Here is a 13,426-nt window from a genome sequence, read left to right as displayed (position 1 = left end):
AGGCGCAGCGTGGTCGTGGGCACGGCCGGGTCGCCGGCGGACAGCCGCCGCGCCCCGCGCGGCAGCTCGGCGCGCGAGGCGCGGTGCCGCTCCACGGCGTGCTCGACGCCCGCGCTGCCCGTCCACCTCGTGTCCACGGCCCCGGCCGCGACGAGCGGGACGTGGAGCGCGCGCAGGTCGCCGTCCGCCGGGATCCACTGCGTGACGGCGAGGTCGGGACCCGTCACCACGACCTCCTCGACGGCGCGGTTGTCCTCGCCCAGGCGCCGGGCCGCGGTCTTGCGCCCGCCGCTGCTCTCCTTGCGGGCCGACGCCTTGGCGACCGGCTCGAGCCGGCCGTCGCGTCCCTCGCGCGCGACGAGCTTGTAGACCATGCCGCACGTGGGGGCCCCGGACCCGGTGACGACGGAGGTCCCGACGCCGTAGGAGTCGACCGGTGCCACGGCCAGCGCGGCGATCGCCTGCTCGTCGAGGTCGGAGCTGACCACGATCTTGGTCTCGGTGGCGCCGAGCTCGTCGAGCAGCGCGCGCACCTCGTGCGCGAGGAAGGTCAGGTCGCCCGAGTCGAGCCGGACGGCGCCGAGGCCGGGCCCCGCGACCTCGACCGCGTGACGCACCCCCTGCACGACGTCGTAGGTGTCGACGAGCAGGGTCGTGTCGGGGCCCATCGCCGCGACCTGGGACGCGAACGCGGACCGCTCGTCGTCGTGCAGGAGCGTGAAGGAGTGCGCGGCCGTGCCGATGGTCGCGAGTCCGTAGCGGCGTCCCGCCTCGAGGTTGGACGTGGCGGTGAAGCCGGCCACGACGGCGGCCCGCGCGGCCGCGACCGCCGCGTCCTCCTGGGCGCGCCGCGAGCCCATCTCCAGGCAGGGGCGGTCGACGGCGGCGCTGGTCATGCGCGACGCCGCGGACGCCACGGCCGAGTCGTAGTTGAGGACGGACAGGATCAGCGTCTCGAGGAGCACCGCCTCGGCGAACGTCCCCTCCACGGCCATGACCGGCGAGCCGGGGAAGAAGCACTCGCCCTCGGCGTAGCCCGTGATGGTCCCGGTGAACCGGTAGTCGGCGAGGTAGTCGAGGGTCGCGCGGTCGACGACGGACTGGCGCGAGAGCCACGAGAGCTCCTCGTCGCCGAAGCGGAACGACGGGAGGTGCTCGAGGACGCGCCCGGTCCCGGCGAGCACGCCGTAGCGGCGACCGGGTGGCAGGCGCCGGGTGAACACCTCGAAGACGCAGTGCCGGTCCGCCGTGCCGTCGCGCAGGGCCGCCTGCACCATCGTGAGCTCGTACCGGTCGGTGAGCAGCGCGGACGAGGTGCTGACCACACGTTCCGGGTCCCGGATGCCGGCGAGCCCGGCGAGCCCGGCGAGCCCGGCGAGGCCGGCGGGGGCGGCGGTGGCCGAGGGCGGCTCTGCACTCATGGGAGAACCGTAGAGCGACGCCGAGGGCCCTGCGCGCCATCGCCGTCCATCAGGCGACGTCGGACGTCCGTAGAGTGAGACCGTGACGCAACACAGCACGTCGATGGGAGGGACGGCGACCCTCCCGCTCGAGGACCTCCGCGCCGAGGAGAGCGTCGGCACCCCGGACCAGTGGGTGACCGTGGTGTGGAACGATCCCGTGAACCTCATGAGCTACGTGACCTACGTGTTCCGCACGTACTTCCGGATGCCGGCCGGGCGCGCCGAGCGACTCATGCGGCAGGTGCACGAGCAGGGACGCGCGACGGTCTCGACGGGCACGCGCGAGGAGATGGAGCGGGACACGCAGGCGATGCACGGCTACGGCCTGTGGGCGACCGTCCAGGCGGCCGGGCGGTGACGCGCCACCGCGCGCCCTGGACCTTCCACCGCGACGAGGGCGGGTGGGTCGTCGCCGTCGCGCCCACCGAGCGGGCCGTGCTGCTGGACGTGGTCGACGAGGTCGTCGAGCTGCTCGGGGGCGCCGCGACCCACGAGCAGCACGCCGCGCGCGCGGCGCTGCACCCGCTGGACGCGGTGACCCTCGAGCCGCTGCCCGTGCCGGCGCCGGTCGACCCCGCGTTGCGCCGGCTGCTGCCGGACGCGTCGCCCGACGCCGAGGTCGCCGCGGAGTTCCGGCGCCTGAGCGAGGCCGACGTGCGGGCCACGAAGCTGGCGAACCTGGCCCGTCTGCGCGCGGCGCTCGTCGGTGCCCGCGGGGAGGCGGTCGTGGTGCCGAGCGAGGCCGCGCACGTCGCGGCCGCGCTCACGGACCTGCGGCTGGTGATCTCCGAGCGCCTCGGTGTGCGCACCGACGAGGACGCCGAGGAGGTGTACCGGGTGGCGGTCGCGCCCACGCGCCACGACCCGGAGCCGCGGCGCCTGCTCGCCGCCGTCTACGCGGTGCTGACCCAGCTCCAGGAGTCGCTCGTGGGCCTCATGCTCGACGACCTGCCCGGAGATGTCCGACCGCCCGACTAGGCTCTGCCTCGTGAGCGACGCCCCCATCGGCATCTTCGACTCCGGCGTCGGCGGGCTGACCGTCGCACGCGCGGTCCTGGACCAGCTCCCGCACGAGTCGGTCCTGTACATCGGCGACACGGCGAACGGCCCGTACGGTCCCAAGCCGCTGGCGGCGGTCCGCGCGCACGCCCTGGAGGTGATGGACGACCTCGTCGACGCGGGCGTGAAGATGCTGGTCATCGCGTGCAACAGCGCGTCGGCGGCGGTGCTGCGCGACGCGCGCGAGCGGTACACGCAGCGCCGCGGGCTCCCGGTGGTCGAGGTCATCCTGCCCGCCGCCCGGCGGGCCGCGGCCGCCACGCGCACGGGCCGGGTCGGTGTCATCGGCACGCGCGCCACCGTCGAGTCGCGCGCCTACGACGACGCCTTCGCGGTCGCCGCAGGGCTGCACCTCACCTCGCAGGCGTGCCCGGAGTTCGTCGAGCTCGTGGAGGCCGGCCGCACGTCGGGGCCCGAGGTGCTGGACGTGGCACGCCGCTCGCTCGCGCCCGTCGTGGACGCGGGCGTGGACACGCTCGTCCTCGGGTGCACGCACTACCCGCTGCTGACCGGCGTCATCTCCTACGTCATGGGCGACGAGGTCACGCTCGTCTCCAGCGCCGAGGAGACGGCCAAGGACGTCTACCGCACGCTCGTCGCCCACGGCCTCGAGCGGGACCCCGCCCTCGGGCCACCCGAGCACCGCTTCGTGGCCACAGGCGACGCCCGCTCGTTCGCCACCCTGGCCCGCCGCTTCCTGGGCCCCGAGGTCGCCGCGGTGGAGACCGCCGCGAGCCTTCGCGTCTGAGCGCGCGATGAGGCTCACGGTCGTCGGCTGCTCCGGCTCCTTCCCCGGCCCCGACGCGGCGGCGTCGTGCTACCTCGTGCAGGCCGACGACGTCGCGGGGCGCACGTGGTCCGTGCTCCTCGACCTGGGCAGCGGCGCGCTGGGACCGCTCCAGCGCCACCTGGACCCGTCGGACCTCGACGCCGTCGCCCTCTCGCACCTGCACCCCGACCACATGGCCGACCTGTGCGGCCTGTACGTCTACCGCAAGTACCACCCCGACCGGCACCACCCCGTCAGCGGCGTGCGGCCGGAACCCAGCCGGCTCGCCGTCCACGGGCCGGTCGGCACGGAGCGCCGGCTCGAGCAGGCGTACGGCACCGAGCCGGGGGAGAGCCTGCAGGACCAGCTGGACGTGCGCGAGTGGGTCCCCGGCACCCCGGTCGACGTCGGCCCCCTGCGGCTCACGCCGGTCGCCGTCCGCCACCCGGTGCCCGCCTTCGGCGTGCGCGTGAGCGGCCCGGCGGAGGACGACCCCGCGCGCACGGTGGTGCTGGCCTACACGGGGGACACGGACGCCTGCGAGGGCGTCGTCGCCCTCGCCGCCGACGCGGACGTGCTGCTCTCCGAGGCGGCGTTCGTCGAGGGTCGGGACGACGCGGTCAGCGGGATCCACCTGACCGGACGCCGCGCCGGGCAGGTCGCGACCGACGCGGGCGCCCGGCGCCTGCTGCTCACCCACCTGCCGTCCTGGAACGACGCGGACGTCGCGCTCGCGGAGGCCCGCGGCACCTACGCGGGCCCCGTCGGGGCCGTCCACGCGGGCCTCGTCGTGCGGCTGTGAGGTCGGACCACCGCGCCGACGTCGCCTAGGGTCGTGAGCATGACGTCGCCCGCCCCCACCCCCCGCTCCGACGGCCGCCTGCCCGACCAGCTGCGCCCCGTCACGTTCACGCGTCACTGGCTCGATGCCGCCGAGGGCAGCGTCCTCGTCGAGTTCGGGCGCACCCGGGTGCTGTGCGCGGCGTCCTTCACCGAGGGCGTGCCGCGCTGGAAGAAGGGCTCCGGCGAGGGCTGGGTCACCGCCGAGTACGCGATGCTGCCGCGCGCGACGTCGACCCGCAGCGACCGCGAGTCGGTCAAGGGCCGCGTCGGCGGGCGCACGCACGAGATCTCGCGCCTCATCGGCCGGTCCCTGCGCGCCGTCATCGACGTCAAGGCGCTCGGCGAGAACACGATCGTGCTGGACTGCGACGTGCTCCAGGCCGACGGCGGCACGCGCACGGCCGCCATCACCGGCGCCTACGTCGCGCTGGCGGACGCGGTCGCGTGGGGCCGCAGCACAGGCCGCATCACGGGCCGGGCGGAGGTCCTCACGGACTCCGTCGCCGCCGTGAGCGTCGGCATCATCGACGGCGTCCCGATGCTCGACCTGCCCTACGTCGAGGACGTCCGGGCCGAGACCGACATGAACGTCGTCGTCACCGGCAGCGGCCACTTCGTGGAGGTCCAGGGCACCGCGGAGGGCGCACCCTTCGACCGCGCCGAGCTCGACGCGCTCCTCGACCTCGCGGTCGGTGGCACGGCGGAGCTGACGAAACTCCAGGCGGCGGCCCTCGCCGACGGGTCCGCGCGGTCGTGAGCGCGCGTCCGGCCGGCTCGGCGCGCTTGGTCCTGGCCACCCACAACGCGCACAAGGTCGGTGAGCTCCGCGCGATCCTCGCGCCGGTCGTGGCGGGCCTCGACCCCGCCGACGTCGTGGGCGCGGCCGACGTCGGCGCGGAGCCGCCGGTCGAGGACGGCGTCACCTTCGCGGCGAACGCGCTGCTCAAGGCGCGCGCCCTGGCGAGGGCGACCGGCCTGCCCGCCGTCGCGGACGACTCGGGGCTGTGCGTGGACGTCCTCGGTGGTGCGCCCGGGATCTTCTCCGCGCGGTGGGCGGGCGCGCACGGCGACGACGCGGCGAACCTCGCGCTGCTGCTCGCGCAGCTCGCGGACGTGCCGGACGAGCACCGCGGCGCCGGCTTCACCTGCGCGGCCGCGCTCGTGACGCCGGACGGCTTCGAGCACGTCGAGATCGGCGTCCTGCGGGGACGGCTCGCGCGCTCGCCCCGCGGCGAGGGCGGCTTCGGCTACGACCCGGTGCTCGTGCCCGACGAGCAGCCCGCCCGCGCCGCGGGCCGCCTCCTGACGTGCGCCGAGCTGACGCCCGAGGAGAAGAACGCGATCTCGCACCGCGGCACCGCGTTCCGCGCCCTCGCCCCGACCATCGCCGCGAGGCTGTGAGCGCCCTCGCCGTCCCGTCGGCGGTGCCGCTCGGCGCCGTGCACCTGAGCGCGCGCGACGTCGCCGTCGGCTACCCCGGGCGGCCCGTGCTGCAGGGGGTGACCTTCCGCGCCTCCGCCGGCTCGCGCATCGGCCTCGTGGGGGAGAACGGGACGGGCAAGACGACCCTCCTGCGGGTGCTCGCCCGCGAGCTCGAGCCGACGTCGGGCGTGGTGCGGTCGGTCGGGTCGGTCGCCACCGTCGCCCAGGAGCTCGAGGTCTCGGGCGGCGTCACCGTGGGCGACCTCGTCGAGGAGGCCCTGGCCACCGTGCGCGGTGCGGCCCGGGAGCTCGCCGACGCGACCGCCGAGCTCGACACGCTGCCCGCGGACGCCGACGCACCCGTCCGCGACGCCGCGACCGCCAGGGTCTCGCACGCGCTCGCGCTCGCGGAGCGGCTCGCGGTCTGGGACGCCGACCGGCGCGCGGACGAGGCCCTGACGCGGTTCGGCGCGCCCCGCGACCGGGCGCGGCCGCTCTCCGAGCTCTCCGTCGGCGAGCGGTACCGCGTGCGGCTCGCGTGCCGCATCGCCCAGCGCCCGGACATCCTGCTGCTCGACGAGCCGACCAACCACCTCGACGTCGGCGGCATCGAGCACCTGACGGCGCAGCTGCGGGGCTGGCCCGGCGTCGTCGTCATCGTCACGCACGACAGGCAGCTGCTCGACGACGTGATGACGGCGATCCTCGACCTCGACCCCTCGGTGGACGGCCGACCCGCGCTCTACGGCGGCTCGAGCTACGCGGCGTACCGCTTCCAGCGCACGGCGGCCCTGCGCCGCTGGCGCGCCCGCTACGCCGCGGAGCGCAAGCGGGCGGCGGCCCTCGCGGCGCGGCTCGACGACGCGTACGAAGGGCTCTCGGACGAGTGGCGCCCGCCGAAGGGGTCCTCGAAGCACGGCCGCGCCACCCACGCGCGCATCCACGTCAAGGCGGCCGACCGCCTGGTCCAGCGGCTCGAGGCCGCCGCGGTCGAGGTCCCCGTCCCGCCGCTCTCGCTCGCGTTCCCCGACCTGCCGTCGCTGCCGCCGGGCGGGGACGGCTCGCGACCGCTCCTCGAGGTGCGCGGGGTCCACGTCCCCGGCCGCCTCGACCTGCCCGGTGTGCGGGTCGAGCTCCCCGCGTGCGGTCGGCTGCTCGTGACCGGTGCCAACGGCGCCGGCAAGTCGACGCTCCTCGGGGTCATGGCGGGCGCCGTGCCGTCGGTGCGCGGCGTGCGCCACGTCGCGCCGGGCGTGCGGGTCGGCCTGCTGGGCCAGGAGGCCGCCGGTGAGGACGCGGCCGCCGGGCCGGGCGATGGACGGGACCCGACGCGGGTCACCGGGTTCGAGGCCTACGCGGCGCACGCGCTCCGGCTGCTCGCGGCGGGAGCCCTCGACCCGGAGCGTCTCGTGCCGGTCGCCTCGCTCGGGCTGCTCACCGAGGAGGACCTCGACCGCCCGCTCGTCGAGCTCTCGGTCGGCCAGCGCCGCCGGTTCGCCCTCGCGTCGGCGTTGCTGGCGGCCCCGCACGTGCTGCTCCTGGACGAGCCGACCAACCACCTCTCGGTCGCGCTGGTCGACGAGCTCACCCAGGCGCTGACCACCACGAGCGCCGCCGTCGTCGTCGCGACGCACGACCGGGCGCTGCGCCGCGACCTCGCGGGGTGGCCCGAGCTCGCGCTCTGAGCCTGGTCAGGCCAGGCGGCCCACGAAGGCCATGGCCTGGCGCACGAGGTAGCCCTGGCCGCCGGCCATCTCGCCCTGCACCTGGTCGCTGCACGCCTCCTCCGGCGTGACCCACGCGAGGTCCAGCGCGTCCTGCTGGGGCTGGCAGTCGCCCGAGACGGGGACGACGTACGCGAGCGAGACGGCGTGCTGGCGCGCGTCGTGGTACGGCGTCACGCCCGGCGTCGGGAAGTACTCGGCGACCGTGAACGGCTGCGGGGACGCCGGGATCTGCGGCAGCGCCATGGGGCCGAGGTCCTTCTCGATGTGGCGCAGGAGGGCGTCGCGGACCCGCTCGTGGAACATGACGCGTCCGGACACGAGCGCGCGCGTCATCTCCCCGGCGCTGTTGACGCGCAGGAGGAGGCCCACCGCGACGACGTCGCCGCTGTCGTCGACCCGCACGGGCACGGCGTCGACGTAGACGAGGGGGAGGCGGGCGCGTGCCCGGTCGAGCTCGGCCGGGCTGAGCCAGCCGTCCGGCCTGGGTTCGTCGCGTGGGTAGTCGGCGGTCTCCGTCACGTCGCGAAGCCTATTGCGGGTGGGGCGCGGGCGGCGCGGCCGGACGCCTCCCGGTGGGGTGCGGCGCCGGAATACCTGTCCCCGCGCGGCGTTGACACAAGGACGTCAACGAGAGGAACCCCATGACGACCGTCGAGCTGACCGAGTCCGACTTCGAGAAGACCGTGACGAGCAACGACATCGTGCTCGTCGACTTCTGGGCCGCCTGGTGCGGGCCGTGCCGCATGTTCGCGCCGGTCTTCGAGGAGTCGTCCGTCGCGCACCCCGACGTGGTCCACGCGAAGGTCGACACCGAGGCGGAGCAGGGCCTCGCCCAGGCCGCCAACATCGTGTCGATCCCGACGCTCATGGCGTTCCGTGACGGCATCCTCGTCTTCAACCAGGCCGGGGCGCTGCCCAAGCAGTCGCTCGAGCAGGTCGTGCAGGCCGTGAAGAGCCTGGACATGGACGCCGTGCGCGCCGAGCTCGCGGAGCAGCAGCAGCAGCAGCACGACCACCAGCACGACCACCAGCACTGACGCGAGGCCCGTCACACGGGCCATCGTGTGACGAGCGCCACACTCGCCCGATCGTGTGCCCCGGGGTGCGCTCCCGGCGATGTCGGGTCAGAGTCATCCCATGCCCGAGATCGAGTGGTTCGTGACGGTGACCGACCGCGATGTCCGGCTGGCGCGGGACGCGTGGGTCGCAGCCCGCGACGGCGGGGCGCCCGAGCAGCGGGTGGCGGTGCTCCGCGCGAGCCACGAGCGGCTCGTGCGGACCCAGGCGCGCCAGTTCGCCGAGGCGTTCCGCGCCCGACGAGCGTGCGCCTGAGCCACCGGGGTGCGCGAGGCGGGAGTCGAACCCGCACGCCCGTGGGCACCAGGACCTAAACCTGGCGCGTCTGCCGATTTCGCCACTCGCGCTCGGGGAGAGCGTAGGGCTCAGGCGAGGCCGAGGTCCCGCCTGAGCTTGGCGACGTGGCCCGTGGCGCGCACGTTGTACTGGGCGAGCTCCACCGTGCCGTCCGGGCCGACGACGACCGTCGTGCGGATCACGCCCTGGACCGTCTTGCCGTAGAGCTTGCGCTCGCCGTAGGCGCCGTACGCGTCCAGGACCGTCCGGTCGGCGTCGGACCCCAGCGGGTAGGTCAGTGCCGCCTGCTCCGTGAACGCCGCGAGTCGGGGGACCGGGTCCGGCGAGATGCCGATCACCGTGTAGCCGGCGGCCTGCAGGGCGCCGAGCGAGTCGCGGAAGTCGCACGCCTGCGTGGTGCAGCCCGGCGTCATCGCCGCGGGGAAGAAGAAGATGACCACGCGCGTGCCGCGCTGCTCGGAGAGCGTGAAGCTCCCGCCGTCGGCGGTGGGCACGGTGAAGTCGGGAGCGGTGTCACCGACGGACAGGCGGGGCATGGTCCTCCTCGGGTGGGCAGCCCAATGTACCGTCGGCGACGTGAGTGACCCGCGTCAGCCAGGACCCGCCCGCCCCACCCCCGCCGTGCCGGGCGCCGACGAGCGTCCGCCCGTGCGGATGCTCCACGACCGCGTGCTCGTGCGGCTGGACCAGGAGTCCGCGGAGCGGCTGTCGTCCTCGGGCATCGTCATCCCGGCGACAGCGTCGGTGGGGCGCCGGCTCGCCTGGGGGCGGGTCGAGGCCACGGGGGAGCACGTGCGGCAGGTGCAGCGGGGCGACCGGGTGCTGTTCGACCCGGAGGACCGGTCGGAGGTGGAGCTCGCCGGCGTCGAGTACCTGCTGCTGCGCGAGCGCGACATCCACGGCGTCGCGGAGCCTGAGTCGAGCGGTGAGGGCACGGGCCTGTACCTGTGACCGCGTCACCCGGTCGCGCGCTCTCGGGCCCGCACCGTTGCGCGGCGACGACGCAGGTGGTGCAGTGTGTCCGTTGAGCACCAGCGAGAGGAGGGTCGGGCGATGAACCTGGACACCGGCGTGGGCAACGACGACGCCAGGACGGGTCTGGAGCCCGAGCCCGAGGTCGTGGAGGCCGTCGAGCGCGCGGACACCGAGCACTCCCAGGAGGTCATGAGCCTCCTCGCGCAGGGCGTGCCGCTGGCGCTGCTCGCGGACCTCGCCAGCCCGGACGGGCCGGCCTCCCCGGAGATCCTCGAGGACGAGGGCCTGCCGGAGGTCGCCTGGTGGGACGCGGAGGACGCGCCCGCCTCGCCCGACGCCGTCCCGGAGGCGGCGGACGCCGAGCCGCGGCCCGACGCCGGCTGACGCCGCGCAGGCGTGCGCCTGGCCCGGCATGTGACGTGCCTCACGACGCTGACCTGCGATTTCGCGTCCCCCCAGGCACGGTGCTAACCTCGTGCACCGCGCGCCATTAGCTCAATTGGCAGAGCAGCTGACTCTTAATCAGCGGGTTCGGGGTTCGAGTCCCTGATGGCGCACCACCACGCGAGAGGCCCCCGACCGATGGTCGGGGGCCTCTCGCGTGTCCGGCCGGATCACGGTGGGACGCGGCGCGTCACGCGCGCGCCCCGGTCCGCGCCCTCACGCCTCCTCGTCGCCCGGTGCGTCCGCGAGCGGGATGAGCTGGTCGACGCCCGTGATCGCCAGCAGCTCCCGGAGCATCCACGGCGCGTCGACGAGCGAGATGGGGTAGCCGCGCACCTCGGCGTCACGCGCGAGGCGGACGAGGACCGACATGCCGGTCGAGTCGATGAAGGTGACGTCCCGCGCGTCGACGACGACGGGCAGCCCGCGGTCCGCGACGGCCTGGCACAGGTCGCCGACCCCGCGGCGTACCGAGAGGTCGATCTCGCCCCAGGCGCGCACGACGGAACGGTCCGGCTCCTCGGTCAGCGCCATCCCGGAGGGCTCTGTGCCCTCTCCGTGCGTCGCAGTCATCGCTGTCCTTCCTCGCGGCAGCACCACTAGCACCGAATCCAACCGCACCGGAGCCCGCTTGGCACTGCGGCAGCGCTCTCACGCCTGGCGCGGCAACGGCGGGACCCCCGGGCGGCCCCGCCCGGCCCCGTAGAGTGGAGAGCGTGAAGATCGCTCTGGCCACCTGCGCCGCGCTGCCCACGCTCAACGCCGACGAGAGCCCGCTCCTCGCGGGCCTCGAGGCCCGGGGTGTGGAGGTCGCGACCCCGGTCTGGGACGACGCGTCGGTCGACTGGTCGGGCTTCGACCTCGTCGTGATCCGGTCCACCTGGGACTACGCGACCCGTCGCGCCGAGTTCGTCGCCTGGGCGGACCGGGTGGAGGCCCAGGCCACGCTGCTCAACCCGGCCGCCGTCGTGCGCTGGAACAGCGACAAGCACTACCTGGCGGAGCTGGAGCGCGCCGGCGTCCCGATCGTGCCGACGATGTGGCTGGAGCCGGAGCGCCACCTGTCCTCGCGCGCGCTCCACACGCGGTTCCCCGCCAACGGCGACTTCGTCATCAAGCCTGCCGTCTCGGCCGGTTCCGTCGACACGGGCCGGTACACCGCGATCGACGCGGGGTCCCGGGGCCTGGCGATCGGGCACGCGCGCCGCCTGCTCGCCGCCGACCGCACCGTGATGGTCCAGCGCTACCTCACCAGCGTCGACACGGTGGGCGAGCGGGCGCACATCTTCATCGACGGGCAGTACTCCCACAGCGTCCACAAGGGCGCGATGCTCAGCGGACCCGACACCGGCGAGACCGCCCTGTACAAGGAGGAGCGGATGTCGAGCATCGAGGCGTCCGCCGACGAGCTCGCCATGGCGGAGCGGGTCATCGCCACCGCCCGGGAGCTGCTGACCGCCGACGGCAGCGCGCTGCCGGACGAGCCGTTCCTCTACGCGCGCGTGGACCTCGTGAGCGGGGACGACGGTCAGCCGGTGCTCATGGAGCTCGAGATGGTCGAGCCGTCGCTGTTCACGCGCCTCGGCGCGGGGGCGACCGACCGGTTCGCCGACGCGGTCCTGGGGCGTGCGCTCGGAGCACCCGCCGCGACCGTATAGACTTTCGGCCGGTCCCGACCGCTACGGCGGTCCGGGGTCGTGGTGGCTATAGCTCAGTCGGTAGAGCACCTGGTTGTGGTCCAGGGGGTCGCGGGTTCAAGTCCCGTTAGCCACCCCATCTCACCGCCGCCCCGTGGGCGGTCCGGTGACCACTCGTGGTTGGCGCGTGGCGGGTTTAGCGTCGGACCATGCCGGACGAGACTCCGCGGGCCCGCAGTGCCGAGCCGGCGCGTGAGCGCGCCGAGGGCGTCGTCGGGCGCATCGAGGGCGCGGTCGAGCGCGCGGAGGATGTCGTCGAGCGCGCGGAGGAAGCCGCCGCGCGCGCCGCCGAGCGCGTGCCCACGCCCGCCTGGCTCCGGTTCGTCGAGCGGGTCATGGGCAGGGTCGTGTACTTCGCGCTGGTCGCGGCGGTTCTGGCCGTCGTCATCGCGGGCGTCCAACGGCTCATCGCGGACGACCGGGTGCGCCTGGTCGTCGGTATCGCCATGGTCGTGCTCCTGGGAGCCGGTGGCATGTTCCTGCGCGGGGCGAGCGAGCTCACCCGTCCGCCGCTCAACGAGAAGATCCGGGCCGCCGGGTACTTCTGCGGCGCGCTGGCGTACGTCGCCACGGCGACGGTCGCCCTGATGAACGGCCTGCCGCACCTCGTCGACCGCTGAGCGTGCGGCCGTCCGGCTCAGCGGGCGTCGTGGCCCTGACGAACGCTGGTGGCGGAGATCTCGGCCGCGATCTGCTTCGCGGTCGCGGAGTCGGGGCCGGGCTGCGGCACGAGCATCGCGGCCCGGTAGTACCGCAGCTCGTCGATGCTCTCGAGGATGTCCGCCAGGGCGCGGTGCCCGCCGTTCTTCTCGGGCGAGGCGAAGTAGATGCGCGGGTACCAGCGCCGCGCAAGCTCCTTGATCGAGGAGACGTCGATGATCCGGTAGTGCAGGTGGCCGACCAGCTCCGGCATGTCCCGGTCGAGGAAGGCCTTGTCCGTGCCGACGGAGTTGCCCGCGAGCGGTGCCTTGCCGGGCTCGGGGACCCACTGGCGCAGGTAGGCCAGGACCTGCTCCTGCGCCTCGGCGATCGTCACGCCGCCGGGCAGGGCCTCGAGCAGTGCCGAGGTCGTGTGCATCTGGCGCACGAAGGGCTCCATCTGCTCGAGCGCCTCGGCGGGCGGCGCGATGACGACGTCGACCCCCTCGCCGAGCACGTTGAGCTCGGAGTCGGTCACGACGGCGGCGACCTCGACGAGCGCGTCGCGCTGCAGGTCGAGGCCCGTCATCTCGCAGTCGATCCAGACGATGCGGTCGTTCGGTGCGGCAGGACTCACGCGCGTCACTGTACGGGCTCGTCGTCGTCCCGGCGGGGCTCGGGGCCGGGCGCCGGTGCGGGGATCGAGGCCGCCAGCAGCGCGCCGACCGCGACGACGACGCCGGCGCCGGCGCCGAGCAGGAGGGCGCGGAGCCACGGGGTGCCGCCCCACGCCAGCACGAGCGTGGTCGTCGCGGCGACCACCACGGTGAGGGCGAGGCGGTGCAGGAGGCGGCGGCTCGGAGCGGGCTCGGGGCCGGTCCCGTCGTGGCGGGCCGGCGCCGAGGCGTGGCGGCCCATCAGCCGGCCTCGCGAGCGGTGGACGACGCGGCCATGCGGTCATCGTGGCAGAGCGGGACGTGCGGGCGCCCCGCACCCGCCGTCAGGCGAGCGCGG

General features: G+C 74.9%; 19 protein-coding genes and 3 tRNA genes. 15 read left to right on the top strand and 7 right to left on the bottom strand.

Going from position 1 to position 13,426, the window contains the following annotated elements; translation table 11 throughout:
• Nucleotides 1-1,277, bottom strand: a 1,277-nt coding sequence (locus tag IDM29_RS09885; protein ID WP_255500113.1) for a nicotinate phosphoribosyltransferase, incomplete at its 3' end; no start/stop codon positions are given.
• Nucleotides 1,278-1,524: 247 nt separating this feature from the next.
• On the opposite strand from IDM29_RS09885, the gene clpS reads away from it, so the two are divergent.
• From clpS to IDM29_RS09850, 7 genes are read left to right on the top strand one after another with little or no spacing between them, the layout of a single operon-like run.
• On the top strand, nt 1,525-1,821 hold the full coding sequence (gene clpS / locus IDM29_RS09880) for an ATP-dependent Clp protease adapter ClpS (RefSeq protein WP_182114072.1): 297 nt from the start codon (nt 1,525-1,527) through the stop codon (nt 1,819-1,821).
• The gene (locus IDM29_RS09875) at nt 1,818-2,441 is read left to right on the top strand and encodes a DUF2017 family protein (protein ID WP_182113458.1); all 624 of its coding nucleotides are present in this window, start codon (nt 1,818-1,820) and stop codon (nt 2,439-2,441) included. Before clpS ends, IDM29_RS09875 begins: the two co-directional genes overlap by 4 nt.
• A 10-nt stretch (nt 2,442-2,451) precedes the next feature.
• Nucleotides 2,452-3,270 carry a glutamate racemase gene (gene murI / locus IDM29_RS09870; protein ID WP_182113459.1) on the top strand — a complete coding sequence of 273 codons (819 nt, stop codon included), beginning with the start codon at nt 2,452-2,454 and terminating at the stop codon, nt 3,268-3,270.
• A gap of 7 nt (nt 3,271-3,277) precedes the next feature.
• A complete protein-coding gene (locus tag IDM29_RS09865) occupies nt 3,278-4,093 on the top strand; it encodes an MBL fold metallo-hydrolase (protein WP_188037471.1) in 816 nt (271 codons plus the stop codon).
• A gap of 39 nt (nt 4,094-4,132) precedes the next feature.
• Entirely contained in the window at nt 4,133-4,891 is a 759-nt protein-coding gene (rph, locus tag IDM29_RS09860; RefSeq protein WP_188037470.1) for a ribonuclease PH, read from the top strand.
• Complete coding sequence (gene rdgB / locus IDM29_RS09855) at nt 4,888-5,535, top strand: RdgB/HAM1 family non-canonical purine NTP pyrophosphatase (RefSeq protein ID WP_188037469.1); 648 nt, start codon at nt 4,888-4,890, stop codon at nt 5,533-5,535. The genes rph and rdgB overlap by 4 nt, the downstream gene beginning before the upstream one ends.
• 38 nt (nt 5,536-5,573) lie before the next feature.
• Complete coding sequence (locus tag IDM29_RS09850) at nt 5,574-7,241, top strand: ATP-binding cassette domain-containing protein (protein WP_188037473.1); 1,668 nt, start codon at nt 5,574-5,576, stop codon at nt 7,239-7,241.
• 6 nt (nt 7,242-7,247) lie between these two features.
• On the opposite strand, the gene IDM29_RS09845 is transcribed toward IDM29_RS09850, so the two are convergent.
• Complete coding sequence (locus tag IDM29_RS09845) at nt 7,248-7,802, bottom strand: NUDIX hydrolase family protein (protein ID WP_182113463.1); 555 nt, start codon at nt 7,800-7,802, stop codon at nt 7,248-7,250.
• 122 nt (nt 7,803-7,924) lie between these two features.
• Here IDM29_RS09845 and trxA point away from each other — a divergent pair, with 122 nt between their 5' ends.
• Together trxA and IDM29_RS09835 are read left to right on the top strand one after the other, a co-directional pair.
• Nucleotides 7,925-8,320 carry a thioredoxin gene (gene trxA, locus IDM29_RS09840; RefSeq protein ID WP_182113464.1) on the top strand — a complete coding sequence of 132 codons (396 nt, stop codon included), beginning with the start codon at nt 7,925-7,927 and terminating at the stop codon, nt 8,318-8,320.
• A 100-nt stretch (nt 8,321-8,420) separates the two neighbouring features.
• Nucleotides 8,421-8,615, top strand: a complete 195-nt coding sequence (locus IDM29_RS09835) for a hypothetical protein (RefSeq protein ID WP_182113465.1) — start codon at nt 8,421-8,423, stop codon at nt 8,613-8,615.
• Nucleotides 8,616-8,625: 10 nt separating this feature from the next.
• On the opposite strand, the gene IDM29_RS09830 is transcribed toward IDM29_RS09835, so the two are convergent.
• A tRNA-Leu gene (locus IDM29_RS09830) sits at nt 8,626-8,707 on the bottom strand.
• 18 nt (nt 8,708-8,725) lie between these two features.
• On the bottom strand, nt 8,726-9,193 hold the full coding sequence (locus tag IDM29_RS09825; protein WP_182113466.1) for a peroxiredoxin: 468 nt from the start codon (nt 9,191-9,193) through the stop codon (nt 8,726-8,728).
• A gap of 118 nt (nt 9,194-9,311) precedes the next feature.
• Here IDM29_RS09825 and IDM29_RS09820 point away from each other — a divergent pair, with 118 nt between their 5' ends.
• From IDM29_RS09820 to IDM29_RS09810, 3 genes are all read left to right on the top strand, one after another.
• Entirely contained in the window at nt 9,312-9,608 is a 297-nt protein-coding gene (locus IDM29_RS09820; RefSeq protein ID WP_220458043.1) for a co-chaperone GroES, read from the top strand.
• 102 nt (nt 9,609-9,710) lie between these two features.
• Complete coding sequence (locus IDM29_RS09815) at nt 9,711-10,016, top strand: hypothetical protein (RefSeq protein WP_182113468.1); 306 nt, start codon at nt 9,711-9,713, stop codon at nt 10,014-10,016.
• Nucleotides 10,017-10,116: 100 nt separating this feature from the next.
• A tRNA-Lys gene (locus IDM29_RS09810) sits at nt 10,117-10,192 on the top strand.
• A gap of 100 nt (nt 10,193-10,292) precedes the next feature.
• Here the strand turns inward: IDM29_RS09810 and IDM29_RS09805 are convergent.
• Nucleotides 10,293-10,649: an STAS domain-containing protein gene (locus tag IDM29_RS09805; protein ID WP_182113469.1), complete on the bottom strand. Its 357-nt coding sequence runs from the start codon at nt 10,647-10,649 to the stop codon at nt 10,293-10,295.
• A gap of 143 nt (nt 10,650-10,792) precedes the next feature.
• On the opposite strand from IDM29_RS09805, the gene IDM29_RS09800 reads away from it, so the two are divergent.
• The 3 genes from IDM29_RS09800 (at nt 10,793) to IDM29_RS09790 (ending at nt 12,393) form a co-directional block, all read left to right on the top strand.
• Nucleotides 10,793-11,734: a hypothetical protein gene (locus tag IDM29_RS09800; protein WP_309232710.1), complete on the top strand. Its 942-nt coding sequence runs from the start codon at nt 10,793-10,795 to the stop codon at nt 11,732-11,734.
• Between the two features lie 42 nt (nt 11,735-11,776).
• A tRNA-His gene (locus tag IDM29_RS09795) sits at nt 11,777-11,852 on the top strand.
• 70 nt (nt 11,853-11,922) lie between these two features.
• The gene (locus IDM29_RS09790) at nt 11,923-12,393 is read left to right on the top strand and encodes a hypothetical protein (RefSeq protein ID WP_182113471.1); all 471 of its coding nucleotides are present in this window, start codon (nt 11,923-11,925) and stop codon (nt 12,391-12,393) included.
• A gap of 17 nt (nt 12,394-12,410) precedes the next feature.
• Here the strand turns inward: IDM29_RS09790 and orn are convergent, their stop codons facing one another.
• Together orn and IDM29_RS09780 are read right to left on the bottom strand one after the other, a co-directional pair.
• Nucleotides 12,411-13,049: an oligoribonuclease gene (orn, locus tag IDM29_RS09785; protein WP_182113472.1), complete on the bottom strand. Its 639-nt coding sequence runs from the start codon at nt 13,047-13,049 to the stop codon at nt 12,411-12,413.
• A 5-nt stretch (nt 13,050-13,054) separates the two neighbouring features.
• Nucleotides 13,055-13,330 (bottom strand): hypothetical protein, encoded by a 276-nt coding sequence (locus IDM29_RS09780; protein WP_182113473.1) that lies wholly within the window; start codon nt 13,328-13,330, stop codon nt 13,055-13,057.
• Nucleotides 13,331-13,426: the final 96 nt, after the last annotated feature.

Source organism: Actinotalea sp. JY-7885 (assembly GCF_014525465.1).
Classification (GTDB): Bacteria; Actinomycetota; Actinomycetes; order Actinomycetales; family Cellulomonadaceae; genus Actinotalea.
Note: the sequence above shows the minus strand (reverse complement) of the source record. Positions and strands in the feature narration are given on the sequence as shown.